Source organism: Reichenbachiella sp., from assembly GCF_039944555.1.
Lineage (GTDB): Bacteria > Bacteroidota > Bacteroidia > Cytophagales > Cyclobacteriaceae > Reichenbachiella.
Window position 1 is genome coordinate 283,499 of record NZ_JBDUYN010000012.1, and the last position, 26,417, is coordinate 309,915.

Annotated in this window: 21 protein-coding genes; 8 read left to right on the forward strand and 13 right to left on the reverse strand. The window is 41.1% G+C overall.

Features of this window, described 5'->3' with window-relative positions; genetic code table 11:
- Positions 1 to 14: 14 nt before the first annotated feature.
- Positions 15 to 650, reverse strand: coding sequence for a porin family protein (locus tag ABJD64_RS18795; protein ID WP_348180712.1), 636 nt, complete (start codon positions 648 to 650; stop codon positions 15 to 17).
- A 25-nt stretch (positions 651 to 675) separates the two neighbouring features.
- On the opposite strand from ABJD64_RS18795, the gene ABJD64_RS18800 reads away from it, so the two are divergent.
- Positions 676 to 1,770, forward strand: coding sequence for a gliding motility lipoprotein GldB (locus ABJD64_RS18800; protein ID WP_348180711.1), 1,095 nt, complete (start codon positions 676 to 678; stop codon positions 1,768 to 1,770).
- On the opposite strand, the gene ABJD64_RS18805 is transcribed toward ABJD64_RS18800, so the two are convergent.
- The gene (locus ABJD64_RS18805; protein ID WP_348180710.1) at positions 1,763 to 2,935 is read right to left on the reverse strand and encodes a glycosyltransferase family 4 protein; all 1,173 of its coding nucleotides are present in this window, start codon (positions 2,933 to 2,935) and stop codon (positions 1,763 to 1,765) included. The two genes, ABJD64_RS18800 and ABJD64_RS18805, sit on opposite strands and share 8 nt — an antisense overlap.
- Positions 2,936 to 3,018: 83 nt before the next feature.
- On the opposite strand from ABJD64_RS18805, the gene ABJD64_RS18810 reads away from it, so the two are divergent.
- From ABJD64_RS18810 to ABJD64_RS18830, 5 genes are all read left to right on the forward strand, one after another.
- Entirely contained in the window at positions 3,019 to 3,387 is a 369-nt protein-coding gene (locus ABJD64_RS18810) for a hypothetical protein (RefSeq protein WP_348180709.1), read from the forward strand.
- Between the two features lie 184 nt (positions 3,388 to 3,571).
- Positions 3,572 to 4,120 carry an RNA polymerase sigma-70 factor gene (locus ABJD64_RS18815; protein ID WP_348180708.1) on the forward strand — a complete coding sequence of 183 codons (549 nt, stop codon included), beginning with the start codon at positions 3,572 to 3,574 and terminating at the stop codon, positions 4,118 to 4,120.
- Between the two features lie 85 nt (positions 4,121 to 4,205).
- Positions 4,206 to 5,108: a FecR domain-containing protein gene (locus ABJD64_RS18820; protein ID WP_348180707.1), complete on the forward strand. Its 903-nt coding sequence runs from the start codon at positions 4,206 to 4,208 to the stop codon at positions 5,106 to 5,108.
- 9 nt (positions 5,109 to 5,117) lie between these two features.
- On the forward strand, positions 5,118 to 7,802 hold the full coding sequence (locus tag ABJD64_RS18825) for a TonB-dependent receptor (RefSeq protein ID WP_348180706.1): 2,685 nt from the start codon (positions 5,118 to 5,120) through the stop codon (positions 7,800 to 7,802).
- Positions 7,803 to 7,805: 3 nt separating this feature from the next.
- On the forward strand, positions 7,806 to 8,861 hold the full coding sequence (locus tag ABJD64_RS18830) for a DUF4249 domain-containing protein (protein ID WP_348180705.1): 1,056 nt from the start codon (positions 7,806 to 7,808) through the stop codon (positions 8,859 to 8,861).
- An 8-nt stretch (positions 8,862 to 8,869) separates the two neighbouring features.
- Here the strand turns inward: ABJD64_RS18830 and ABJD64_RS18835 are convergent, their stop codons facing one another.
- Both ABJD64_RS18835 and ABJD64_RS18840 read right to left on the reverse strand, forming a co-directional pair.
- Positions 8,870 to 9,277 carry an OsmC family protein gene (locus ABJD64_RS18835; RefSeq protein ID WP_348180704.1) on the reverse strand — a complete coding sequence of 136 codons (408 nt, stop codon included), beginning with the start codon at positions 9,275 to 9,277 and terminating at the stop codon, positions 8,870 to 8,872.
- Positions 9,278 to 9,376: 99 nt separating this feature from the next.
- Positions 9,377 to 10,378, reverse strand: a complete 1,002-nt coding sequence (locus ABJD64_RS18840) for an adenosine kinase (protein WP_348180703.1) — start codon at positions 10,376 to 10,378, stop codon at positions 9,377 to 9,379.
- Between the two features lie 238 nt (positions 10,379 to 10,616).
- Here ABJD64_RS18840 and asnS point away from each other — a divergent pair, with 238 nt between their 5' ends.
- A complete protein-coding gene (asnS, locus tag ABJD64_RS18845; protein ID WP_348180702.1) occupies positions 10,617 to 12,068 on the forward strand; it encodes an asparagine--tRNA ligase in 1,452 nt (483 codons plus the stop codon).
- 84 nt (positions 12,069 to 12,152) lie between these two features.
- The gene (gene sdaAA / locus ABJD64_RS18850) at positions 12,153 to 13,049 is read left to right on the forward strand and encodes an L-serine ammonia-lyase, iron-sulfur-dependent, subunit alpha (protein WP_348180701.1); all 897 of its coding nucleotides are present in this window, start codon (positions 12,153 to 12,155) and stop codon (positions 13,047 to 13,049) included.
- 74 nt (positions 13,050 to 13,123) lie between these two features.
- Here the strand turns inward: sdaAA and ABJD64_RS18855 are convergent, their stop codons facing one another.
- From ABJD64_RS18855 to ABJD64_RS18895, 9 genes are all read right to left on the reverse strand, one after another.
- A complete protein-coding gene (locus ABJD64_RS18855; protein ID WP_348180700.1) occupies positions 13,124 to 14,458 on the reverse strand; it encodes a RagB/SusD family nutrient uptake outer membrane protein in 1,335 nt (444 codons plus the stop codon).
- A 14-nt stretch (positions 14,459 to 14,472) separates the two neighbouring features.
- A complete protein-coding gene (locus ABJD64_RS18860) occupies positions 14,473 to 17,445 on the reverse strand; it encodes a SusC/RagA family TonB-linked outer membrane protein (protein WP_348180699.1) in 2,973 nt (990 codons plus the stop codon).
- A 232-nt stretch (positions 17,446 to 17,677) separates the two neighbouring features.
- Positions 17,678 to 20,596, reverse strand: a complete 2,919-nt coding sequence (locus tag ABJD64_RS18865; protein ID WP_348195347.1) for a TonB-dependent receptor — start codon at positions 20,594 to 20,596, stop codon at positions 17,678 to 17,680.
- 10 nt (positions 20,597 to 20,606) lie between these two features.
- Entirely contained in the window at positions 20,607 to 21,587 is a 981-nt protein-coding gene (locus ABJD64_RS18870; RefSeq protein WP_348180697.1) for a FecR domain-containing protein, read from the reverse strand.
- A gap of 67 nt (positions 21,588 to 21,654) precedes the next feature.
- Positions 21,655 to 22,197 carry an RNA polymerase sigma-70 factor gene (locus tag ABJD64_RS18875; protein ID WP_348180696.1) on the reverse strand — a complete coding sequence of 181 codons (543 nt, stop codon included), beginning with the start codon at positions 22,195 to 22,197 and terminating at the stop codon, positions 21,655 to 21,657.
- 135 nt (positions 22,198 to 22,332) lie between these two features.
- The gene (locus tag ABJD64_RS18880) at positions 22,333 to 23,166 is read right to left on the reverse strand and encodes a peptidylprolyl isomerase (protein WP_348180695.1); all 834 of its coding nucleotides are present in this window, start codon (positions 23,164 to 23,166) and stop codon (positions 22,333 to 22,335) included.
- Between the two features lie 11 nt (positions 23,167 to 23,177).
- On the reverse strand, positions 23,178 to 24,101 hold the full coding sequence (hemC, locus tag ABJD64_RS18885; protein WP_348180694.1) for a hydroxymethylbilane synthase: 924 nt from the start codon (positions 24,099 to 24,101) through the stop codon (positions 23,178 to 23,180).
- Positions 24,098 to 25,225, reverse strand: coding sequence for a DNA polymerase III subunit delta (locus ABJD64_RS18890; RefSeq protein ID WP_348180693.1), 1,128 nt, complete (start codon positions 25,223 to 25,225; stop codon positions 24,098 to 24,100). The genes hemC and ABJD64_RS18890 overlap by 4 nt, the downstream gene beginning before the upstream one ends.
- Positions 25,222 to 26,406, reverse strand: coding sequence for a GlmU family protein (locus ABJD64_RS18895; RefSeq protein WP_348180692.1), 1,185 nt, complete (start codon positions 26,404 to 26,406; stop codon positions 25,222 to 25,224). The genes ABJD64_RS18890 and ABJD64_RS18895 overlap by 4 nt, the downstream gene beginning before the upstream one ends.
- Between the last annotated feature and the right edge of the window lie 11 nt (positions 26,407 to 26,417).

A 26,417-nucleotide genomic window follows, 5' to 3' on the forward strand; every position in this document is an offset into this window, starting at 1 on the left:
GATCTTTTTTTTGCTTAAAATTTAAGTCCGATTTTTAAATCCAGCATGTCCATTTTGGTGGTCAGGGTATTATCAGCCGATGAGGATTTCACGATATCCACCAATCCTCGGTCGTAAAAAATCCCCCCATAAAAAACAGTGTTTACCCCGGCACCGTATTCTACACCTACTCCACCGGTAAAAGAACAGTCTAATACATGAAATTCTTCGATAAGCCCGTAGTCTTCCTCAAAGGGCTCATCGAATAATTTGACTTCCCCTTTGAAGCCCAATTGAAAAAAGGCCTTTATATCCGGCTGAATTTCTGTTGTGAATAATTTCAGGGTGAGAGGTATTTGAAGATAATGCACCTTGTAGTCCTCAGTAGATTCGGCAGACCCATCCGTAGGCTGAATGGTATAACCGGCTCTTTTAGGGGCAAAGATTAGTCCGGTACTAAAAGCGTAAGTCTCAGACAACATAAAATCTGCTTCCAGGCCAAATTTGAACTTGAGTTTTGATCCATCATTTGTTAAATCCACAGCTGGGTCTGCTTTGTACTTTACACGGTTCATCGATATACTCGGCCCTACCACCAAACCTAGCTGAGGCTGAGCGTGGATAAAAAATGAAACCAAAATAAGAAAGGAGGCAAGGACAATTTTCTTCATGAGAAATTAAAATAAATAAATAGTTTTGTCATTCATTAAATACGACCTCCGAGTGGAGGTACTAGCCGTTACAAATCTAAAGTCCATACTGTTGAAGCAACTAACAATTTATCAATTAATTATTATAAAATGTGTGGTCTTAATCGGAATTCTGGGACTATCGTCGTGCGAACCTAATAATTGCAGCGAACAGAAGAGATACGACGAAATATCTGTGAACCTTAAAGTAGAAAGGCTCGAAGATAAACTTGCCAATCTCGAAACTGTAGAGCAGGTGTTGGAGTTGTTTGCTAAGCATCGCACGATGGCCGACTATTTTCTTGATGCTAATCAATACCCGAATGATACCATCCTTGCCAAGCGATTGTTTCGTCTTCTGCAACAACCTTCAATAGACACGTTGGTATGGGATACAAAGGCCTATTTTAATAACCTTGATCAGAACATCAATGAATTGACTTCAGCTTATCAATTTATTCTTCTCCATTACCCTGAGGTGGATCCACCGAAATTTCAAACCATAATTACAGGATTTTACAATGACATGTACATTTCGGACTCACTCATAGTCTTGGGACTCGATTATTTTGCCGGTGAAAATGGGAGATACTATCCCAATGATATTCCCAGGTATATAGTAAAAAGATATATGAAGGAAAGCCTTGCTCCGATTGTGTTAAGCTTTGTTTCCAATGATTTCAATCTACCGGATCAGTCTCATGGTACTTTGTTGGCTGATATGATAAACCTGGGTAAGTCCTATTATTTTGTAGAGCAGGCACTACCCTGTAAAGCTGACTCTTTGATCATTGGATACACATCCGAAGAAGTGAAGGCAGTGATAGAGAATCAGGAAATCATTTGGGCCAATATTATTGAAAATGAGATGCTGTATGAAACCAGTCATTTTCTTAAAAATAAATTTATCGGTGAACGTCCTAACGTAGCCGAGATCAGCGAGAACTGTCCGGGTAGAGTTGGCGCCTGGATAGGCTGGCAAATAGTGAGAAAATACATGGATGAAAACCCGGAAGTTTCATTTACAGATTTGATGGCCGAAACGGATGCGCATAAAATTTTTCAACGGTCCAATTACAAGCCGAGAAACGAGTCTAACTGAGGGTTTTTAAAATAAAATCTTCTTGTTTTTTGGATTGAGCAATTAACTCAAATCGATATTCTGCTAATTTTCTGGCATTTTCCTGATAGGTTTTAAGCAAGGTTTCGTCATTGAGAAACCCTGCTATTCTTTCCCTAAAATGAAGCGGAGTTTCGGCTACAAATCCGCAATTTTCTGTTTTAATTAAATCTCCTGCCCATCCTCCGAAATTTGTGATTACCAATTTTCCAGCTGCCAACGCATCGAAAAACTTGTTTGGGCTTCCAGTATGCAATGATTCAACATTAGCAAAGGACACTAGCATGGCATCTGATATATTGATGATTTGTTTAATTTCGGTTTTGCTCATTGAACCATAGGTAGTGATGTTTGTCAATCCGCAATTTTCAATTTGAGTGTTAACTTTTTTCTTTTCAACGCCATCACCTACTAATAGGAAGTGGATTGGCAGATCTTTTGCGCTGTTGGCCCATGCAATCACACGACCCAAATCGTTAGCCCTGCCGAATGTGCCAGTATAGCTTACTACAAATTTATCTATGACCTTGAATTTTTCAACCCACAAATCGTTCTTTTTTGATGGTTTGAATTGCTCACAATCTGAAATATTAAAGATCGTTTCGGCCGGTACATTTGGAGCCACTTTGGTTAGATGTTGGGTGATAGGTTCGGAAAGCCCAACTAATCCACCAGCTTTTTTATAGAAAGCCCGCTCTGCCCATTCTAGCAATTTCTGTTTCCAGCTTGAACTTATTAGACCCATGTCAATTGGCACCTTAGGCCAAAGATCTCCCACCTCAAAAATATATGGCCTCCGCAAAAAGTACTTGTTGAATAAGGCGACTACACCCGTAGACAGCGGTGTCGTCATGACATAGCAGCAATCAATATTTCGATAGCGCATGGACTCGAACATCGCTAATATCATGAACTTCAAAAAAGCCAACCCTCGACGTGGGAGGCTCATATAATTAGAATAGCTAACAGGAAGATATATTACTTCAATGCCATCGAGGGTTTTGCTGATGCGATGGGTATGATTATGCGCTGTGATCATTATCACCTCATGACCAATTTTAACTAATTCTTTGGCCAGATAATAGGACCTCAGACTACCTCCCTCGGAAGGAATTTTGAAATACTGATGAATATATAATAGTCTCAATGACAATTTGTTTCCGTCTGGAATTTGTTATTTTAGTATAGCAACCAAGAAAGTATTCAATCACCTACTAAATTACTTCTAGCATGAGCGAAAAACTAACCGTCAATCTAAAAACGCTGCATTGTTTTCAAAATGACGAAGAAAAATTTGACGATATATTTCTAAAATTCAATGGGAAAAGAATTTGGCCTAAGGATAAAAAGCATGAAGATGTTGGGGTGAATACCAAACATGACCTTAGTGTGGAAATCCCTGACCTCACGCCCAACGAACAAGTAGCCATTGAAGTTTGGGATCACGATGTGCTGTCTCCTAACGATTTGCTAGGTACAGCCTATATTGTGCCAGACCAACCTGGAGGTCCTTATACTGTAGATATGAAGCCAATCGATGACAAGGAAACGGCACGTTACAGTATTGATTGGGAAATACTTTGGCCCAAAAATGTATGAATTCATTTGACTGGTGATCTGCTATTCTCTTAAATGAGCCTTTAAAACACTAAGAAGAAACCATCTGAGCAAAATTCTTGATGGCATCAATTTCGATGACACAACGGATATGAGCTTTTAGTCATTAGTTCATATAATCCTCAATAAGAATATTGAAATCGTCAGTCAAATAATTAACTAGCATTTGGAAGAAAAACAGAAACATAATCATCTTGAAAAAGCCTTCAAGGAATACTACTTGTTTTTAACCAATATGGCCTACAAGGTTTTAGGAGATATTTCTCAGGCTGAGGACTGTGTTCAGGACGTCTTTATCAAAATCTGGAATAAAAAGGACAAACTAAAAATCGATAAAGAATTAAAGTCATATCTGACCAGATCGGTCATAAATGCATGCTATGATCATCTTTCCAGTAAAAAAATGAGGTTGTCCAAATCTTTTACTCAAAACGATCAAAATTCGCTCGACACTGAAAATCAGGTGAGGCTCACTGAATTGCAAATAAAATTGGAGTTGGCGCTGGAGCGTCTACCAAAGCAATGTCGACTTATTTTTTCACTGAGCAGGTTTCAGGGAATGTCTGGAAAAGAGATTGCAGAATATCTCCAGGTGAGTAAAAAGACGGTAGACAATCAGATTGGAATAGCCCTAAAGAAATTACGAGAAGATTTGAGTGACTACATTTCGCTTTCTTGCTTTCCAGCTAATTTTGTCAAACTTTTGTCTCTGTAAATCAGAACGTTACAAATTTATCACAATTCCTCTTGGGTATTTATTGTCTGCTATCAGTCTTGTAGATGATTAATGAGAAATGCCAATGGATATTCACGAACTGATAGGTAGGGAACTAAGGAATGAAGCTTCTAGTGAAGACTTAGCGGCAATTGAAAGCTGGAAATCTAAGGATAAGTTTAATGCAAAACTACACGCCCAATACCATCACATTTGGTTTAACTCGGCCAACCTGAGACCCGAAGTAGAGATAGAACCAATCATGGATTGGAATCAGTTCCTTCAATATCAACAGGCATCACCCAAAAGTTACTATATAAAATGGATGGGTCTGGCAGCTTCCTTTCTCCTTATGGGTGTCCTCATTCGCTTTGTGTTCGTGATGTCGCAGGGGACTACTTATGAGTCTAGTGCAAATCAGGTCACCTCCTATACGCTTCAGGATGGATCTGTCGTATGGTTAAATAAAAACACCAAAATCAATTACAAACAAGACGATGGTCGTCGATTGGTTGAGTTGGAAGGGGAGGCCTTTTTTGAGGTGGCTCATGATGCCAATACTCCCTTTATTATAAGTACGGGAAGTCTAAAAACACAAGTTGTTGGAACAGCTTTTAATATTGATCAGGCCAAAGAAAAGGTCATAGTTTCGGTAGAGTCAGGAAAAGTTAAGGTTTACGAAGACAAGCAGTCCATTTTATTAACACAGGGAATGGCTGTCAGTTATGATTTTAATACCAGAAGACTGGACGAGAAAGTAGGGGGAATACGCAATGCCTTTTCGTGGAAAACAGGGATACTTTCCTTTGAAAACACTCCCATTCAAGAGGTTATAGCAGACTTAGAAAAGCACTTTGAAAACTCGCTTACTATTGAAAACAAGCAGTCAGAGGCGCACCTGACAGCCAGCTTTGACAATCAATCGCTTGAATATATCCTCAGCTTGATTGAGGTAATTACAGAAGAAAAAATCAACATCACTCAATAGTCTAAGGTCATGCGATTCAAACTCACAATACTCGCTATCATAATTCTTTATGCTCAAACGACTTGGGCGCAATCATCCAAAATGGATATTGTGATCCAGTTGAATGAATCTTCCGGATCGATTTCTCATTTTCTTGAAACCATTAAAAAACAGGCAAATGCAGAGTTTTATTACGACAACTCAAAGGTTGATGTAAGTCAGAAGGTAAAAATTTCCGAAAGAAAAATGACAGTGAGAAACCTGCTCAACCTCCTCTTTAAGGAGCAAGCCGTCCAGTTTATGGAGCAAAAAAATGCCATCATTATTAAAGTGAAAAAGGGAAGTTCGGGCAAAGGGATAAAAGGAAAGAAGGTAACCATTAAGGGTTACCTAAGGGATGCGGACTCTGGTGAAGCTCTTATCGGGTCAACAGCCATGAATCTAGAGACGCTGGCTGGAACCATCTCTAATTACTACGGATTTTACAGTCTTACCCTTCCAGCTGGTCCAATTACTTTGAAGTATTCTTACGTTGGCTACGAAGCGCAAGTCAAACAACTTAATGTCCAAAAGGATACGACTATCAGTGTTGATTTGTCCATTGCTACACTCAATGAGATCATTATCAATGCGGATAAAGAAGTTCCGATTCAGGAAACTACAGCTATGGGAACTTTCACGGTCACTAGTAAAGAGATAAAAAGCCGTCCAGCCATTGGTGGCGAGGTAGATGTGGTAAAGGCATTACATCTATTGCCAGGTGTACAATCAGGCAGCGAGGGGTCATCAGGACTTTATATTCGTGGAGGAGGCCCAGATCAAAATCTCATATTGTTGGATGGTGTTCCGATATATAATGTAAACCATCTCTTCGGCTTCATGTCGGTGTTCAATGCCGATGCAATAAATAAAGTCGATCTCATCAAAGGGGCATACCCTGCTCGATATGGCGGACGGCTTTCATCGGTAGTTGATATTTCCATGAAGGAAGGAAACAATCAAGAGTTTCATGGAGAGGGTTCTGTAGGACTGATTGCCGCCAAACTCTTGCTAGAAGGCCCAATCATAAAAGGAAAGACCTCCTATGCCATTTCTGGGCGTAGAACCTATCTCGATGTATTTGCGAAACCATTTTTTAAGGACAAATCCTCAACAGATCCTCAAACCGGAAATACCACTACCACCGGGTCAAGTGTAGGCTATTATTTCTATGACGTCACTGGCAAAATCAATCACAAATTTTCTGATCGAGATAGAGTTTTCTTCAGTATTTATCATGGCAAGGATAAAGGGTCGAGCGGAGAAAAGATCACCGAAGAAAATAGTCAAACCGACTATTATAGGTTCAATGACGACGCTAAGGGATTGCATTGGGGCAGCACGATTAGCCTGTTTCGATGGAATCACGTGTTTGCACCCAAACTTTTTGCTAACACCAGTATTTCATATAGCAGGTATGACTTTTTTTCAGAAGATGAAAATTTTCTGGAGCTAAATTTTGGCGACGATCGGCGCACCACTTATGAGAATTTTACTACCACCTCAGGTATAGAAGACTGGACGGCAAGGATTGATTTTGATTTCTTCCCCAATCCCAATCACAACATGAAGTTTGGTATTTCAGGCATAAAACATACTTTTTCACCCAATACGGTGGCTCTCAATGAGGATAAAAAAAAGGACGTCACCATCAACACGAACAATATTGAGACAAAAGAATATTTTGCTTATTTGGAAGATGATATCAAATGGTCAGAAAAAATCAGAAGCAACATAGGCGTTCATGTATCTGGCTATGAGGTCAATGATAAATTTTATCATTCTATTCAACCAAGGATTTCACTCAGGTATTTATTAAACACTAACAACTCCGTCAAGGCTTCTTATACACATATGGCTCAGTACCTGCATATGCTGACTAATGCGGGTGTAGGGCTGCCCACTGATTTTTGGGTGCCGGCCACAGAACAGATCCCACCCCAACGAGCTGATCAGTTTTCATTGGGATGGTTTCATTCCAATGCATCAACAAATCTGGAATTTAGCGCCGAGGCCTACTACAAACAAATGGACGGTATGATCGCTTACAAAGAGGGTGCAGGATTCCTTGATCTCAGCGAACATTGGGAAAACAAGGTTGAAATTGGAGAAGGCTCCAGTTATGGCATTGAGCTTTATGTAAAAAAATCATTTGGTCGTACAGATGGGTGGATCGGGTACACCCTTTCTCGTTCGGATAGATTTTTTCCCAATCTCAATGAAGGAAAGACCTTTCCCTTCAAGTATGACCGACGCCATGACATCAGTGCAGTACTCAATCATAAAATCAGCGACAACATTACTTTGAACGCTAATTGGGTTTTTGGATCTGGCACTACAATTACATTGCCTGAGTCTATCTATTACACAAACGACTCTTATTTCGCCGGTCAGGTATTCGAATATACCAGCCGGAATGGTTATCGCATGCGACCTTACCATCGGCTGGATTTGAGTGTGAGTTTTACCAAGGAAAAAAAATGGGGTGAGAGACAATGGGTGATTGGCATATACAATGTCTATAGTCGAAGAAACCCATATTTCGTTGAGGAAAAACATCACATAGAATTAGAGAATCGCGATGGGATTTACCACACCGTGGACGAACATACGAAACTTGTGGAGAAAAAACTGTTCCCCATAATTCCTTCTATCAGCTACAGATTTAAATTTTAAGAAATGAAGCGTTTATTAATAAATCTATTGACCTATTTATTTATGCTCTTCGCGATTACGTTCTTTTCGTGCGAAGACAAAGAAATAAAAGTATCGAGCAGTGGATCTAAGCTGGTGGTAGGGGGAATCTTCTTTGCCGATAGTGTCATGCAGGTAACCCTGACTCGAAACCTACCTCTGGATAGCAATCGCGTCAATGTTGATATAGCCGTAGAAAATGCAGAAGTGATTGTCTATGCAGAAGATGAGTTGGTAGACCGACTAGAGTTTGTAGTTCCAACACCTGAAGAATTGGAGAATGTATTCTGGTTTTCACCAGGCCACAGCAGGTACCGAAGCACGACTAATTTCAGCGCTCAAGAAGGAATAGAATACAAAATTGTTATTAACGCAGAGGGTTATCAGGAGACCGTTGCGAGTACTTTAATCCCCAAAAGTGTTCCAATTCATGATGTGCAATACAGTTGGAAGACTGAAGTAGTCGATATTGATTTTGATCCATGGGGTGGAAGTCACACGTTTAATGGTGCTCCATTTTCAATTACCTTTCAGGACTCACCTGATACAGAGAATTATTACAAAATACAGTGCCTTAGCAAGATAGATTTTGATTATACATCCTACTTCTATAACGGGGATAGTATGCGTTATGTGGGATCAAATTTATCTACGACAGGAATAAGAGCTAAAATATCGAGAGGCGAAAATGTCACTGAAGAGAATCCTTATACATTTCAAGATAAAATTATTTTTAGCGATGAATTCTTTAATGGAGAGCTGCATACTTTAGATTTCTATATGCAGTTTCATGAGGAGAGCCTAAGGCCGGGTCTTACAATTTTTGATGAAGAAAATCGCAAGGGTTATCATGATTACACCTTATTTGTTGTCCTACAGCACATTACGAGAGCGCAATACCTGTATGAAGTCACATTGGACGAACAGGCACTGATCTTCGGGGATACTTTTTCTGAACCAGTATTTGTTCATAGCAATGTTGAAAATGGCTTGGGTATTTTTGCAGGATACTCAATGTCCAAAGTAGTTATCACCGAATGAGCCTTCTACTATCGAATGATCTCGACACTATGGGTGAGCTCAATATCAGGGTCTAAAGAAGACGCCACGCTACAATAATTGTTTACTGCCAAATCTATTACTTTTTCCGCCTCCTTGTCAGTCAAATCCGGTGAGGTGATAATGTACTTGATGTGGATTTTAGTAAACTTTTTAGGATGAGATTCGGCTCTTTCACCAGTGGTTTCGGCCTTCAAATCCACAAATGTTCGCCGCTTCTTTTTGATCATCGAAACGATATCTACAGCCGCGCATGCAGCTACTGCAGAAAGCAGCAAGTCCATCGGAGACTGGTCTTTTTTATCAGCCTGTGGATACATGTCGATAGCGACAGCATTGCCGACCTGATTCGTAGCTTCGAATTCGTTGTCTGCTTTGTAAATAAGTGTGGATGTCATGCTCAAAGTACTTCATTAATTTTAACCAAAACAAAGGTATCGTCAATAGTCAATACGAAACCCTTGCTAAGGCTATTAAGTTCAGATTTATGATTAGGATCAGTTGCTTTCAAGCAGGTGATTGAGAATTTCCTGTGCTTGCTTCTTATCCAAACGTGGTCCAAACTGAGAAACTACCTTAGATGAAGCCAAACTAGCTATTTTGCCTGCCTCGGCGTAGGTATGGCCATTGGTGATACCAAACATAAATGCGCCAGCGAACATGTCTCCGGCACCGTTGGTATCTATGGCATCTACCTTATAAGATTCAATATCTATGAAAGTGTCACCATCAAAAATGGTAGCTCCATTTTTTCCTAAAGTAATAGCAAAACGCTTTGCCACATACTTGAGTGCTTCGCGTGCCTCCAGAAGATTGTCCTTTTCTGTATAAAGCATGGCTTCCTCTTCGTTACAGAATAAGAGATCTACACCCTCTCCAACAACCTCCACCATTTCTTTTTTGAAAAACTTTACCATGCTTGGGTCTGAAAACGACATGGCAACTTTCACCTCATTGGCTCTGGCTACTTCCATACCTTTTTTCATTGCCTCTCTTCCGGAAGGAGAAGGCACCAAATACCCTTCTGAATAAATGTAGGTTGAATTTTTGATGGCCTCTTCATCTATTTCTTTCACTGAAAAATCCGAAGTGATCCCTAAAAAGGTGTTCATTGTTCGTTCAGCATCTGGTGTCACCATCACCAGGCATTTTCCAGTTATTCCATCAGGTGCGCTTGCATTTGTCAATTTTGTATCAACACCATTTTCAGCGAGATCTTTGAGGTAAAATTGACCAAACTGATCATTGGACACCTTACAAGAATAGTAGCATTTACCCCCGAACTGATTTGTGGCAACCACAGTATTAGCCGCTGAACCACCACCCTTCATCATGTTCTCGTGAATGTCGATGGCACTAATCAGTTGATTTTGACGATCTTCTTCCACAAGAGTCATCAATCCTTTTTCTACCTGATGATCCGAAAGAAACTTTTCGTCTACTTCAAAGACCAAATCTACCAAGGCGTTGCCAATACCATATACATCGTATTTTTCCATTTGTTTATTTTTTATCCTGAAAGGTGATTTTGCACAAAATTCTAATCTAATTGTGCATTCTTAATGAGCACCGGTCAAGCCGGCATGATTATTTATTTTTAAGTGACCTGATTAAAGATCGGTTTTTGCTAGGCGCAAAGAGAATGAAATTTCAATTAATTGCACAGGAACTTAAAATACTTTTTTTTTGCGCTCTGCCTTCATTATCAGGCAATTATTGAATTAAAATCAGAGAGAAGTGAGTACGGAACGAAGAATCAAAGTATTAGAGGTCTTACAATCGGCAAAAGTAGGTAGCGTCTTGCTCGTAAAGGGTTGGGTTAGAACAAAGCGACAGAACAAAAATGTCGCCTTTATTGCCTTAAATGATGGCTCCACGATTAACAATCTACAATTGGTGGCAGACCCTACTTTGATTTCCGAAGATTTGCTCAAGAAAATAACAACTGGAGCGTGTATTGCGGCCAAAGGTGAGATCGTTGAATCTCAGGGCTCTGGTCAGTCTGTTGAGATGCACGTGAAAGAAATGGAAGTGCTTGGAGAGGCAGATCCCGAAAAGTATCCATTGCAACCCAAAAGGCACTCATTGGAGTTTCTTCGAGAGATTGCATATCTGAGGCCTCGTACTAATACATTCGGTGCGGTCTACAGAATTCGCCATGCCATGATCTATGCTGTTCACAAATTTTTCAATGACAAGGGGTTCTTAAATATTCATACTCCAATTGTAACAGCATCAGATGCTGAAGGAGCTGGAGAAACATTTAGGGTAACGGCTCTCGACATGGAGAATCCTCCCAAAACGGAAGAAGGAGAGATAGATTACAAGCAAGACTTCTTTGGTAAAGAAACAAACCTTACCGTTTCAGGCCAGCTCGAGGGGGAGTTGGCTGCGATGGCACTTGGTCAGATATATACCTTCGGGCCCACGTTCAGGGCTGAAAACTCAAACACCACCCGCCATCTGGCAGAGTTTTGGATGATAGAGCCTGAGATGGCCTTCTTCGATGCTGATGACAATGCGGATCTTGCAGAGGAGATGCTGCAGTATTTGGTGCAGTATGCACTCGAAAACTGTGCAGACGACTTAAGATTTCTTCACGAACGTGAGGTGGAAGAAAACAAAAACAAGAAAGAAATCGAGCGTCCTGATATGTATCTGATGGATCGCCTCAAATTTGTAGTGGACAACAAATTTGAAAGAGTGACTTATACAGAGGCCATAGACATCTTAAGAAACTCCAAACCAAACAAGAAGAAGAAGTTTAATTATTTGATTGAGGAATGGGGAGCAGACTTGCAGTCCGAGCATGAAAGATATCTGGTAGAGAAGCATTTCAAAAAGCCGGTGATACTTTCTGATTACCCAAAGGACATTAAGGCGTTTTATATGCGTCAGAATGATGACGGAAAAACGGTAGCCGCCATGGATATTTTATTTCCTGGCATAGGGGAGATTATAGGAGGCTCCCAGCGCGAAGAGCGGCTGGATAAACTAGAGCAGCGTATGGATGAAATGGGCGTACCCAAAGACGAGTTATGGTGGTATTTGGATACACGAAAATTTGGTTCGGCTCCGCATAGCGGCTATGGTCTCGGGTTTGAACGAATGATCCTTTTTGTAACGGGAATGACCAATATCAGAGATGTAATTCCTTTTCCAAGGACTCCAGGTAACGCGGAGTTTTAAGAGGGATGACCTCTTATTGCCTAATGCAATACAGCATTGGCCAAGAATCTGAGTAATTTTGAAAGACAATTAATCCAAAACATCATGTCATTTCTATTTAACGATTTCAAAGGTTGGAAAGCCCTTTGTGAAGAAGAAAGCACCCAGCTTTTTGAGCCTGTGCTACAATACGAAATTGAGCAAAAAGGAGCCACTGAGCAGGCGATTTGGGCCGGTTTGGCCAAAGCTTACCAAGTCATGAAAGAAGCCGTTCAAACTGGTTTGACCGAAGACATGTCTTCTCACTCTGGCATGATAAAGAATGGTGCCAAAAAAGTAGCACAGAACAAAACGGTGGTTTTATCTAAGGAATTCCAAATACTTGTGTCCAGTGCGCTATCCGCCAAAGAAGTAAATTCATGTATGGGAAGGGTAGTGGCTGCACCTACAGCCGGTGCTTCTGGCATTTTACCAGGAGTTTTGACTACAATGCAGGCCATTCATAAGATTGATGATAGAAAAGTTCATGAGGCACTGTTGGTTAGTGCTGGTATTGCATTGATATTAGAGCAAAAGGCCTCCTTGGCGGGTGCCGTAGGCGGATGTCAGGCCGAAACCGGTAGTGCTGCGGCTATGGCCTCTGGGAGCATCGTTTATTGCCTGGGAGGTACGATTGATCAGGTCTTCAATGCAGCAGCAATTACTTTGCAATGCATGTTGGGTTTGGTGTGCGATCCGGTGGCCGGACTGGTTGAAGTACCCTGCGTAGTGAGAAATGCCAGTGCAGCGGCCATTGCCAACTCTTCCGCTCAAATTGCACTATCAGATGTTGACAGCGTAATTCCTGTAGATGAGTGTGCTGAAGCTATGGGCGAAGTAGGACAAAGTATGGAAACTCGATATAAGGAAACAGCGATGGGTGGATTGGCAGCTACCAAAACAGGGCAGGCGATTTCGAAAAGGGTTCTTATTCAGGATATTGATATGCTAGATGAAGAATGACTCATCAGACGCAATAAAAAAATGCCATTCAGATTCTGAATGGCATTTTTTTATTTTACTAATTATCTAGGTGATCAACCACCCTGCACGCCAACTTCATTGAATGGCCTTGGTATTTGAATAATTACAGAATGACCGGTAAGATCTAGCGTAAGCTCATCCAGCTTATTATATCTCCTCATATCAATCCATCTGTGCCCTTCATCAAACAAGGAATATCTTCTTTGATGTAGCATTTCGTTGATCAAAGCAGTTTGAGTGACAGCTCCTGAATAAGCTGGCAGACCTCCTGATTGAACTCGAATGACGTCAATTAAGGTGACGGCTGCAGCCAAAGATGCTGCAGAGCCCTCTTGAATTAAGGCCTCAGCTTTGATCAGAATTAATTCTTCATTTCTGATAAACGCCATGGGCTGAGTTTGACTGGTTACCGCCCAAGCATCATAAGTCGCAACCAATTGTCCTGAAATCACATCCTGAGGAGTGGTTCGAAGTGAGGCTTTCGCTAATCGCAAATCGCCCACTTCAGCGTCTGGTACCCAATCATTATGAGCCAACCTGGTCGTTCCATTAGTATTGTTTGGAAAGAAAAGTGGGTTTACTCTGTCTCCAGACGCATTAGCAAATACCCTATAAACACCCACTCCAAAATTGCCAGTTTCATCAAGAAATGATTGATCTACAAATGTAGCCGCGTTAGCATAATTTGCCTGATAAAGAGCCACCCTGGCCTGCAAGGCTTTAATGAATGTACCAAAGGTTGCCGGTGTATCAAAGTCCGTGAACCCTGTGGTAAGTCCAAAAGCAAAACTACTTCCTGCAGCTGTTGCATGAGTAGCTGCTTCTACTAATAGAGCAGCTATGGCATCATAACCCTCTGCGGCATTGCTGGTATATGGGCCAAGTGCATTTGGGTCTTCTACATCAATTCTGATTCCATTGTTGTATTGATGATTTAAAGCAAACAACAAAGCGTGAGCTTTAAATGTTTTCGCAAATGCTAAATACCCTTGAGCCTCTTCTGTGGTTAACACAGTGGTATTTTCAGCAGCACCTATCAACGTATTTGCTGTCTTAACACCATTGTACCTGGTGTTGAAGTTGGTACCTGTGTAGAATGCACTATTATCAAGGCTACCGGTACCCATAACATCACCTACCCATCTTGGGTCAGATACATCGATGCGATAGATATCCCGTCCTATTACACCAGCGACATCATGGTAAACTCCCATGCCTGTACTCGCCCTTGCGAGAATTCCGGTCACTAGTTCATTTAACTGACCGATGTTCGCATCAGTTAATACACCACCGAAACTGGGGTTATTAAGATCAACCGGTTCATCCAATTCACATGAAAATGTGAACACTGCTACTAAAGCAATTATATATTGATTTACTTTTTTCATAATTCAATTGATTTTTAGAATCCAACTTCTAGGTGAAAAAACATTCTTTTGGAAGAAGGGAAAGGAGTTACCTCTATACCCTGCAATACGCCACCGCTTCCAAAGTTTGATACTTCTGGATCGTAACTGGAATATGGAGTGTCCATAAACAGGTTGTTTCCTGAGATACCGACTCTGACTCTATCCACCACACCGTTAAAGGCATTGCCCAAAACTGACTTGGGAATCGAATAGTATAGTGACACTTCTCTAAGTTTGATGTAATCAGCGTCTTCCACAAAAAGAGTTGAGTTTTCACCGCTAAAAAATGCAGCAACTCTTGCATCACCTAATCTCTGTCCATCATCGAGTACATCGTCATAGTTGTAAGAAGTACCGCCAAAGTCAGTTAGCAAACCGGTTAGGTTTACATTTTGCCCTCCTTTTTTCCAATGCCACAGCATGGAGAAAGTGAAGTTTTTCAGAAAGGTGATATCGTTGCTCCATCCCAATTGGAAATCTGGGGCAGCATCTCCTAACTGTACCACATCACTCGATCCGGCAGTTCCCACAATTTGCGTTAGAGATTTTCCTTCTTCAAGTCTAATCGTCCCTAGACCTGCGCCGAATCCGCCTCCAGGTGGATTAAATGCAGGTACATCCAACCTTGTCATCTCTGATTCGTTGGTCCACCAATTAACGGTTGTATTCCATTTGATTGCAGAGTTATTAACAACCAAGGCATTCAAAGACATTTCTATCCCCTTGTTCTCAAGTGCTCCCAAATTTGTTTGTTGATTTAGAAAGCCTGAAGATGGTGGCATAGCAGCTACCAAAATAAGATCTTCCACTTTCTTGTTGTACCAAGTAAAGGAATATCCAATTCTGCCGTCAAGAAGACCAAGGTCAATACCCAGTTCTAATTCTTTTGATCTTTCTGGCTCTACATTTGGGTCTCCAAATGCTGTTCCTACCACTGCACCTGTATTACCACCTGTATTCAATGGTCCCAGAGCGGTAAACTTTGGCTGAACGAATGTCACCGCATTTGGATTGGGAACGCCTCCCGCTTCACCGTAAGCACCTCTTAGTTTCAATTGACTAATAAGACCAACATTCCAAAAATCGAAATTTGTCAGGTTTGCCGCGAGGGAAACTTTTGGATAAGCGTAAAGTTTATTTGCATCTCCATTCAGGGTGGATTTATCAAGTCTCACACTGGCGGTAGCGATGAGCTTGTCATCCCAATTGGCTTCCTGCTGTACAGCATAACCTAAATCTTGCGATTCCAATTGTCTGTGAAAGGCAGTCAAAGATCCTCCTTGCTGTAAATTTTGCTGACCTGCCGTTAGCTGTTGTGCTTGAACGGTAAGCAGTTCCTTAGACTGATCCAGTCTGTTAACTCCAGCAGACGATGTCAAATCAATGTCACCAACGGTAGTGTTGTAAATCAAAAAGGCAGACAAGTTGGTATTGAACGTCACATTGTTACCTCTTGAATATACTCCGTTTTGATTACCAATAGTAAACTGTAGATCTTCAGGAAAATGCAACGTTGACTCGTTATTATAATAATCCATTCCACCCTGCAATTTCAACTGCAAGAATGAATTTTCTCTTCTCAACAAGTTGAAGTTGATCCCTGAGCCGATAACAAATCGGTTAGTCTCATCAGCGACAGTTGACTTATCCCTTGTAGCAAGTGGATTAGACGGGTTTGCCGGGTGATTAGGATAGATTCCATTTTCATTTGGAAACAAGTCATGCCACGGTAAAGTACCCGAAAGGGCCACACCGTAAGAAACACCCGCATTGTCGTTGTTTGTTAAACCTCTTTGCGTTTTAGAAAGAATATAGTTTGTAGATAAATTGACATCCACGAATTTCGAGATTTTATGGTCCACATTGGCCCTAATCGAGTTCCTCTCAAATCCAGTGTTTTTGATAATCCCTTCTTCGTCTTTTCTGCCAGCAGAAAGATAGAATTTGGTCTTTTCATTGCCACCGGCAAAGGTAATTTTCGAATTGGTCAATAGTCCTGTCTCGCCATATAGCTCGTCTTCATAATTGTAAAGCTGTCCGGACGCTGCAGCTGCATCATATTGTGCCTGGGCTGCTGAACCGAAGTCAGCTAAAACAGATGCTGAAGTAAAAGGACGAGTCCCCAATGGATTCAAAATTTTTGTGATTCCTACATCTTGTTTAAACGTAATTTGTGTTTTACCCTCACTGCCTCTTTTGGTAGTAATGATGACCACTCCAGCATTGGCCCTAGAGCCATAGATGGCAGAGGCGGATGCTCCTTTCAATATTTCAATACTTTCGATATCAGAAGGATCCAAATCAGCAATCCTGTTTGCGGCATTATCCTGATTGGTAGTCATGGCTCCATTCGTGGAAGCTGCTGTCACAGTATTTGATCCATTAGAAATGGCCGAATTGTCTATGTAAACACCGTCTACGATATAAAGTGGTTCGGAAGAGCCTGTGATGGTAGTAATACCCCTTAACTTCATGGATATTCCTCCTCCGGGAGCTCCAGAATTATTTAGAATATTGGCTCCGGCCACTTTACCTTGCAAACCACCATCCAGCGTCTGTATGTTGGTTTTACCAGCAAGGTCTTCTCCAGATACTGAAGCAACAGCATTCGCCAGATTGGAGCGCTTCACTGATGTAGCTAACCCGGTAACGACGACTTCTTCAAGATTTGTTACATCTTCATTAAGGGATATGTCAATCTGAGATTGTGAACCAACGGTTACTTCAGAAGAGCTATATCCGATATAGGAAAATAGTAGAACGGCTCCATCGGCTACTTCAATTTTGAAATTGCCATCAAGATCCGTAAGAGCACCATTGGCGCTCCCTTTTTCAATCACATTCACTCCGACGAGTGCTTCGCCGGATGAACCATCTGTGACCATGCCCGATATAGTCCTTTGGGCATAGGCTACAGAGACCGTTAACATTAGCATAACGGTCAATGCTGAGTAAACTTTTTTCATAAAGTTTGGTTTTAGAGTGTAAAAAATTGTTTGTTAACAGACTAACGCCTGTTAGTATTTAGAAACAATTAGTCTAAACCATGCCATTAACTATATGATTATCAACTATATGAATTGTCGATACCTTACCTTTTGTATAAAAAAAAGGAAAAAATAAAGTATAAAAATAAGGGTGATTGGACTTGATATTTTCTCTGGTCATTAAAAGAAAAAACCAAATAAAGTTCTAATTCTAGGAGAATTTAAGACTGATTCTTGCTGAAATCACTGTGCCGAGATATCCAAATTGGTTTACCTCCCAAGCATATTTGAACCGCCCACCTAAATTTGTAATGGGATCTCCCTTGGCATTTACTTCGTCGGGATAAATATCCAACAGGTTTTGAACAGTGAGCCCAAAGGTGGCGGTAGGACTAATTTTGTAGCCCAGGTTTATATCGGTGATAATTTTTGCTGAAAAGGTTTGGTCTTTAATCGGATCTGTTGCGTGTTTCCAGGTCACTTCACCAAATCTGGTGAAACTCAATCCACCCGTGAATTTGTTCAAACCATAGTTGAATGCTATCAAATATTTATCTTCTGGTCTGGCAGAAATGATCCGGGCTTGTTCTTTCCGATTGAATATTTCATTGCCAGCTGTGGCTATCGGTGCGGGCGTGCGAATAGCACTTTCTATGGCTGTGGATGTCATATTGGCTGCAAAACTTATATCAAGAAAACCGCTTCCAAGCGAAATTTGCTTGTAGGTGGCCACCAAATCAGCTCCTTTCGTTCGGGTATCCGCTGCATTAGTAAAAAATTTCAGACTCGTTACGTTATAAGCTCTCAGCGTATCCTCTAGTGCCGTTACAGTGTTGGGATCTCCGTCTGAGCCGATTTCATTTGTAAAAAGAATTCTATCATTCACTTTTATATTGTAATAATCGAATGTCAATTCTAATTTTCTGAAGAGTTGTAATGTAATTCCCGCCGAGAAGTTGATGGCATTTTCCTGTGCTAATTCCGGAACTTCAAGTTCTCTTATGACCGGGCTATGGTTGTTGAAAGTGCCTTGGTTGGAAATACTGCCATCTGACACTAACGTCTGAACGTTACTCAGATATATTTGGTGAAGTGATGGGGCTCTAAAACCGGTACTTGCCGAGGCCCGAAATGCTAGTATTTCGCCAAACGGTTTGTAGCGTGTGTTAAACTTCCAGGTGAAATTTTTTCCGAAATCATCGTAATTTTCAAACCGGGCTGCACCTCCGACTAATATGATATCATTGTCGAATTCTATGTCCGTATAGAGGCCTACATTATTTCGATTTTCATCCACCTCATCGTTTGGTCTGATTCCCGGAAATGATATTGAGCCATTTCCTTGGTATGAGGCTTCTTCACCAGCAAATGCCTGAAATCTTTCTGTCCTAAATTCTGATCCAAAACCGATGCTAAAATTGTCGACTTTCTTGAAGATATCGATATTGTTTACGAAGTTTTGAAAACGGTATCCTCCTGCGTCGAAACGTGTGGGACTCTGTCTTCCGAGATCGGGGTTCATTGTTTCACCTATATGATAGGCTACGGTGTTAGTTCCAGAGACAGCACTGATGTCAACAGCCCAGTCTCTGATCTGACTCTTAATTCCGAGACCAAGTGTTCGGTCGTTAATATCTGTTTCGAACGTAGGGTGAAAGCCGTTATATATCTCATTATCTTTATGAAAGACGTTATTTGGATCTGGCACCCAGTAAGGCGTTCTGTACAGTGCAAAACTCGTACCCTGTCTGAGAGTGATCCCACCAAATGAGTAGAACTCCGATTGGTTGTTTAGGGGTATTTCTGCATTATAGAAAACATCAAAAGTGGTCATGTCCGGCTGGCCAACAATCATTCCTAAATCAGGATTAGCCGCGATCCATTCTTCTGAACCCTCTGCATTCAAAAATTCATCAGTGCCCGGATTCCCTGCACGATTGGTGTATTCTTGTTCCTTATATGAGGTAGTCACGTTTAAAAAACCGGTATCAAAAAGCTCAAACCCTGTATTTGCGCCGAAGCCATAATTGAAACCATCTCCCTTTGTTGTAATCCCGGAGAATGAATTAACGGTTGTGGTTTCGGCTTCCTCTTTTAAGATTATATTTATTACTCCGGCGATCGCATCGGATCCATACTGAGCCGATGCCCCATCTCTTAGCACTTCAACTCGTTCCACAGCTCCTATTGGAATGCTTTGCATATCAACTCCTACCTCACCTTTCCCCGGAGTATCATTGATGTATACCAGAGCACTTGGGTTTTTTCTTTTCCCGTTGATAAGTACCAGTGTTCTGCTTGGGCCTAATCCACGGAGGTCTGCGGGGTTAAAATGAGCCGTTGCGTCTGAAACTGTTTGCTGAGAGGCGTTGAAGGACTGCATTTTGAAATTAATCATTTGATCTAGCGTGAGCTGACCCGTCGCCTCCAGTTCCTGGCTGGATATATTATCTATAGGCACAGGTGAATCTAGTACAGAACGTGGATTGAATCTGCTACCCACTACCACTACATCATTCAGATTTCGGAGGTCCTGCTTCATTCCTATTTTCAAGGTTTTCAACGAAGACTCCACATCAACCTTGATAGTTTCAAAGCCCACATAAGAAATAATTAATCTGGCTGATTGTCCGGGAATCGTAAGTTCGAATCTTCCATCGTTGTCTGAAATTATTCCAATATTTGAGTTTCCTACACGTACCGATACGCCTATCAAAGGCAATTCATCTTCTTCATTAACGATTCGACCAGCTATCTTGAAGTGCCTTTTTGGTTCTTTAGCCTGATTATTAGCGATCACGCTTCTATAAACGTTAATCGTGTGATTGATTTGCTTGAACTTCAGGTTGGTTTTTTTTGAAATTTGTAATAGCAACTCAGAGAGAAAGACGACCTCGCCAGAATGATTTATTCTAACTTCTGCGTCAATATCACGCCTGTCATATGCAAATCTGAATTTTGTATTTTTTTCAATTTCTTTGAATGTGTCTTCAATAGATACCTCCTCCAGACGCAAGCTTACCTTAGTGTTTTTTATATTGTCATAACTCTTTTTTATCAGGCTATTTGAGAGTACCTGATGAGCAATTAATATTAAAATCAAGGTTAATCTGGTAGAGGGATTTAGCATAGGCTAACGCTTATTTGAACATGATTTCCACCGATTTTCTTTCCAATTTGTATTCAAAATTTTTAGTCAACTTCATTCCCTCTAATATCATTTCAAGCGATTGATTTTCAAAAGAACCAGAATAAGTCCAGTCGTGCGAAGGGTTTTTGTTGCTCTTGATTCGTACACCATACCATCTTTCCAAGCGATTTTTGACCTCTTCATAGTTCGCGTCTTGGAATTTGATCAAGCCGTCTTTCCATCCAATTACTTTATCTAAATCGAATGCAGATTTGGACGCTGTGCGGTCCTTGGATGAGTAGGTTACTCTTTCTCCTGGTTCCAAGTAGATTTTATCAATTAAGTCTCGTGATTCTACCTGCACTTTACCCGAGGTTAAGGCAATTTCTAATTCATTTTCTTTTGAGAAGGCGCGTACATTAAAGGCAGTACCCAAGGCAGTTGTAGACAAATTGCGAGATCGTACAACAAATGGTTTCTCTGGGTTTTTTGCCACCTCAAAGTAGGCTTCTCCATTCAACTCAATCTCTCTCAGATCTCCCTCAAAATCCTCAATGTAACTCACAGAACTTTCGGCATTTAGATAAACCTTGCTTCCATCAGGCAAGAAGTGAGTAGACTTCTGACCACTGGGATTTGATTTCACAATATGCTGAGGCTGGTTCAGAGACTGAAGTTCTGGAAAAATCAAGTAGGAAAGTGCTGCGAAAACAACGAGTAGAGCTACTGCTGCGGCTATTTTAGAAAAATAATTTCCATGAGCACTGATAGGATTGTCTTCCCTCGTCTGGGCTTCAATTTGAGTGAATATAGATTCCAATCTCGTTTCATCGGTTGCTTGCTTAGCTTCCAACAAATTCCAATCATCCTCAATCTCCTCCAGTATGACTTCCTCTCCCTCTTTAGAGCTCATCCATGAGACAAACTCCTCAATCTCCTCCTGAGATAGCTGGCCCGCTTTGAAAGCTTTATATCTATTATAAAAATCCAATCGCTTAATAGTTTACAGTATTAATACAGATAAGGTGTCATTAGCACCTACTCTAGTCTTCTTATTATTATGAAAAATTCGAAAGGTTAGATTTTAATGTCTTGATAGCTTTGTTCATCTGATTCTCAACTGTGCTTTCGGCAATTCCCAGTTTGCTGGCAATTTCCTTTACGGATAGTCCTGAATCTCTTCGCAACAAAAATATCTGTTTACGCTTAGGTGGAAGATTATCTACTTTAGTTCTGGCAATTTCTGCCAAATCTGCAAAGATAACCTTATTTTCTGTCTCATTGGTTACAAGGTCTGAAGTTGTAATTTGCCCTCTATACTTCTTCCGACTAGCTTCTTTTTTTATTCTATTAAAAATGTGATTTTTTGCGATGGTTATCAGAAAGGCATTGAAGGATAATTTTGAATTTATGCTCTCTCTTTTTTTCCACACTTTTAGAAAGACCTCTTGCACAATCTCCTCTGCTTCGGCATGAGAATCAGTATATTTATAAGAGAAGTTATACAGCTTTTGTCCGTATAAATGAAATAATGTAGTGAATGACTGATGACAGCCTTTCCTTAGTTTTTTAACTAATTTCTGTTCTCCAATGATGGGCACAACAAATCATTTTAATGGGTTTAACCCTTAAAAGTAGTTAATTTTAGGGCAAATGAATCAGATATTACTTCTTAAGACTGTTAATTGCACCTAATAGCTGAAAGAACGAAGGAGTTGGTATTTGCTGATCAACTCCTACTCAGGATACTCGTATCCGTATAGTTTTGTAATTTTCTTCTTAGATAGTCGCTCAACCGTCACGGTCAAATGGATAGGTTCAGTTGGTCTATCGGCTCTTCCAGTTTCTACTGCTGCTATTTTGTCAACTATGTCCAGACCTTCAACCACCTTGCCAAAGACGGTATAGGCTCCGTCCAGATGTGGTGACCCTCCTATTTCAGTATATAGTTTCAGTCTTTCCGGAGCGATTTCCTTCTTGAGAGTAACATTAAGCTCTTTTTCTGCCAAATCCACATACTGCAGTGCGAGTTGATTCATTGCCTCGTAGTCTTGCTTGTTTTGTAATTCCATAAATTGATTGCGAATTTCTGCGTGACTCTCATATTGCATCAGTTGGCTGATGGCTTGATTTAACTTTCGTTGGTCTACTGTCAGCTCAGCCTCGGTAAACGTTTTGCCGTGTACAATGTAAAATTGACACCAGCTGGATGCCTTTTCCGGATTCACTCGATCACCTTGTCGGGCGGCAGCCAAGGCGCCTTTATGATGATAAAATCCATCTACGATTTCCGCTGCAATGGTATTGTTCGAGTTGGTTCCATTCTTCTCATCCACATTTCCGCCCTGAACCATAAATTCCTTGATGATACGATGAAAGACTGTACTATCATATTGACCCTCTTCTGCCAGTTTGATGAAATTAGCTTTGTGAAGCGGTGTCTCCTCGAATAGGATTACTTTCATATCTCCAAAAGAAGTTTTCACAGTGATTACGACGTCTTTCTTGTCTTTGGCGCATGAAGAGAGTACGAACAAAGTAGATAGAATTAAGAGAAAGTGTTTTTTCATAGTGACTATTTTCAATTTGATTGATGTATTCTGATTTCTTCTAATATTTCGCGACCGCCATTTTCCAATATATATTCACCCAAGGTTTCTCCCACCTTTTGGGCGGCATTTGTGGTAGAACAGCAGGACTTTTCGATTGTGGTTTTGCCGTCTAGGCTAATAATACCTCCAGAGAGTGTGAGCACGTCGTTTTCAATGGTGGCTAGACCAAACACTGGAATACTGCATCCCCCATTCATTTTTTTAAGAAAGGAACGCTCAGCAATTAGACATTTTTCAGTCTGGACATGGTTGACCGCTTTCCGAACCAAATTTCGTTTGGTCTGATCAAGTGATTCATAGACTTCAATAGCGATACTTCCTTGTCCTACTGCGGGGACAAATTGTGTTGGATCAAATTCGTGGACGATCATGTCATCGAATGCCATTCGGTGAGCACCTGCATAAGCTAACCACAGCGCATCGCAAGCGCCATCTTTCATTTTCTTAATTCGAGTTTGCAAATTACCTCGAACCGGAACTGTCTTAACGTGGGGATAGTGCTTTTGAAGGAAGGCTAGACGACGGGTAGAGGAGGTTCCTAGCACCAAATCCCTTTGGTCGAGCCCTATGGTTTTATGACTGACTAATACGTCATGAGATTTTTCTCTTTCGCCAAAAGCAATTAGCTCAAAGCCTTCAGGTAATGTGGATTGCATGTCTTTGGCACTATGTACTGCAATATCAATTCTCCCATCTTTGAGTTGTTCTTCTATCTCTTCTGTGAATACGCCTTTACTCCCAATTTTTGCTATCGTGACATCAAGGATTTTGTCACCCTTGGTTTCAATAGTGACAATTTCTGCTTCTGCCCCATTTTGCTTTAGCAAATCCTGCACATGGTAGGCTTGCCAAAGAGCCAATTGACTGCCCCGTGTCCCAATTTTTATTGTCATGCAGCCGTCATTATTCTGCCAACAGAAATTGACAAGTCCATAAATAAGATTCTAACATTCGCATTGCGCTCAAGGTGATAATGTGCCCGGCTGAACTCTTCGCTTATTTTTTCAAGCTTTTGTGTTGATAAGGCTTTACCAAACTTAACTGCAAAATCCTTTTCTTGCTCATTGAGTTTTTCTTTCTCGGTCAATAGATATTCACTGATCAATGCCTGACGCATCATGTTTAAAGCATACTGAAGAAAGAGCTTTTGTCCTGTTTTACTCAGCTTGTTGAAAAGCTCATTCGTGCTATTGAGTGAGGTAAAATCTTTGACCCAACATTGGCGCATCCAATCTCTGAACATCACGTGTGCATCATCTTCAGTACTATCAATATGCTCTACTGCAGCCTTCAGACTTCCTTCCGCAAGCACAGCAATTTTTTGAGCCTTTTCCTGAGCTAATTCTTTGTCGGCAATCAGGTATTGCTCCAATTCAGCATCTGAAAAAGAGGGGACTTTAAATAGCTGGCAACGAGAAAGGATCGTAGTCAGTAATCTTTCGTAATTGCAGGTTACCAGCAAAAATAATGTCTTCTCGGATGGCTCTTCAAGTATTTTCAAGATGCCATTAGCTGCAAAGGCATTCATATATTCGGGTAACCAAATAATTAATACTTTGTATTCAGCCTCGAAAGATTTCAAAGTCAATGATTTTATAATATTCCGACTTTCTTCTTTCGAGATGTTGGCTTGCTTGTTTTCAGCACCATAGTGTGCACTCCAGTCTTCTAAGCTTCCATATTTGTTGCCGTTCAAAAAGGTGCGCCATTCATTAAGGTAGCTAGAGCTGACTACATTCTTGCCGGCAATGCTTTTAGTGGAGCTGACTGGAAATACAAATTGCAAATCCGGGTGAATCAGCCGATCCATTTTCGTACATGATTCACAAGTGCCACAAGAGTCTGAATCGGTCGGATTTTGGCAGTTGATATAAGTGGCATAGGCCAGTGCCAAAGCGAGATTAGCCGAACCTTCCTGACCGTAAAAAAGCTGGGCATGGGCTACGTGATTACCTTTGATCGCATGGATCAATTGCCTTTTGGTTTCACTAAGTCCGGGAATTTCGGAGAATCTCATGACTGATTTTTGGTCGAGCACTCAAAGATAGTTTTTAATATCTTTTCGTCAACCTCAGTCTGCTTGATATTCTTTCTTGCCCATACTTTCTGTGCGGTCTCTATCGCTTTATCAATTCTGTGTGTGGTCATCTGCCCTACACCTCCCCAGGAAAATGAGGGGATATAGGTAGGGGGAAAGCCGCTGCCAAAAACGCTGGAACAGACGCCAATTGTGGTACCTGTATTCAGCATGGTGTTGATTGCGGTCTTAGAATGGTCTCCCATAAATAGGCCACAAAACTGAAGCCCGGTATTGATAAAATCACCGGTTTCAAAATCCCAAACCTTTACCGTATCATAGTTATTCTTAAGGTTCGAGTTATTGGTGTCCGCCCCCAGGTTGCACCATTCTCCTACTACAGACATGCCAAGATATCCATCGTGGGCTTTGTTGGAATTGCCATACACAATGGAGTTCGATACCTCGCCTCCTATTTTACAGTTGGGTCCGATGGTGACTCCTTCTCTAATCTTGGCATTCATGTTGATTCTTGAGTTTTCACCCAGGGCAAATGGCCCGCGTATCGTAGCTCCTTCTTGAATCACGCTGTTCTTTGCCAGATAAATAGGCCCGTCCTCCGCATTCAAAATGGCCGCTTTGATATCAACACCTTCTTCGATAAACACATTTTCTTCACCATAAACAATGGTGTGTGGGTCTTCAATTTTTTGAGAGATTCTGTTTTCCGTGAGTAATTCAAAATCTGAACGTAGTTGCTCTTTGTTGTGCGTGAATAAATCCCAACTCCTTTGGATGCTGGTACAAGGGCCTTCAAATGAGACTCTTGCAAATGTTGCGGCCTCATGGGCCGCATCTAAAGAATGGATAGCGCCTCGTGCGGCTAAGAACTCATCACCATAATATAACGTTTGGTTTTCATCAAGCTCATTGATCGCGAGAACCAAATCTTTATTTGGACAAAGGGTACCATTGATGACGAGGTCGATTGTCTGATTCTGAGGTGCAAATTTGGGTGTTAGCTCAGCCACGGTCAGAAACTCAACTGGTTGATCCAGGTATTTCTCCCACTTTTCTTTGATGGTAAGTATACCGACACGTAAGTCGCCGATAGGTCTGGTAAGCGTAAAAGGAAATAACTTAGTCCTATGCTGAGATAGGTCCGCAAGAGCAATTCTCATCTGTATGTATT

Bases quoted from the DNA above. Each gene is read 5' to 3' on its own strand.
- ABJD64_RS18825 (WP_348180706.1), top strand. From the start codon at position 5,118: ATGCGATTCAAACTCACAATACTCGCTATCATAATTCTTTATGCTCAA.
- ABJD64_RS18820 (WP_348180707.1), top strand. From the start codon at position 4,206: ATGGATATTCACGAACTGATAGGTAGGGAACTAAGGAATGAAGCTTCT.
- ABJD64_RS18890 (WP_348180693.1), bottom strand. From the start codon at position 25,225: ATGAGATTCTCCGAAATTCCCGGACTTAGTGAAACCAAAAGGCAATTG.
- ABJD64_RS18865 (WP_348195347.1), bottom strand. From the start codon at position 20,596: ATGCTAAATCCCTCTACCAGATTAACCTTGATTTTAATATTAATTGCT.
- ABJD64_RS18895 (WP_348180692.1), bottom strand. From the start codon at position 26,406: ATGAGAATTGCTCTTGCGGACCTATCTCAGCATAGGACTAAGTTATTT.
- ABJD64_RS18830 (WP_348180705.1), top strand. From the start codon at position 7,806: ATGAAGCGTTTATTAATAAATCTATTGACCTATTTATTTATGCTCTTC.
- ABJD64_RS18795 (WP_348180712.1), bottom strand. From the start codon at position 650: ATGAAGAAAATTGTCCTTGCCTCCTTTCTTATTTTGGTTTCATTTTTT.
- hemC (WP_348180694.1), bottom strand. From the start codon at position 24,101: ATGACAATAAAAATTGGGACACGGGGCAGTCAATTGGCTCTTTGGCAA.
- ABJD64_RS18880 (WP_348180695.1), bottom strand. From the start codon at position 23,166: ATGAAAAAACACTTTCTCTTAATTCTATCTACTTTGTTCGTACTCTCT.
- ABJD64_RS18860 (WP_348180699.1), bottom strand. From the start codon at position 17,445: ATGAAAAAAGTTTACTCAGCATTGACCGTTATGCTAATGTTAACGGTC.
- ABJD64_RS18835 (WP_348180704.1), bottom strand. From the start codon at position 9,277: ATGACATCCACACTTATTTACAAAGCAGACAACGAATTCGAAGCTACG.
- sdaAA (WP_348180701.1), top strand. From the start codon at position 12,153: ATGTCATTTCTATTTAACGATTTCAAAGGTTGGAAAGCCCTTTGTGAA.
- ABJD64_RS18810 (WP_348180709.1), top strand. From the start codon at position 3,019: ATGAGCGAAAAACTAACCGTCAATCTAAAAACGCTGCATTGTTTTCAA.
- ABJD64_RS18840 (WP_348180703.1), bottom strand. From the start codon at position 10,378: ATGGAAAAATACGATGTATATGGTATTGGCAACGCCTTGGTAGATTTG.
- ABJD64_RS18855 (WP_348180700.1), bottom strand. From the start codon at position 14,458: ATGAAAAAAGTAAATCAATATATAATTGCTTTAGTAGCAGTGTTCACA.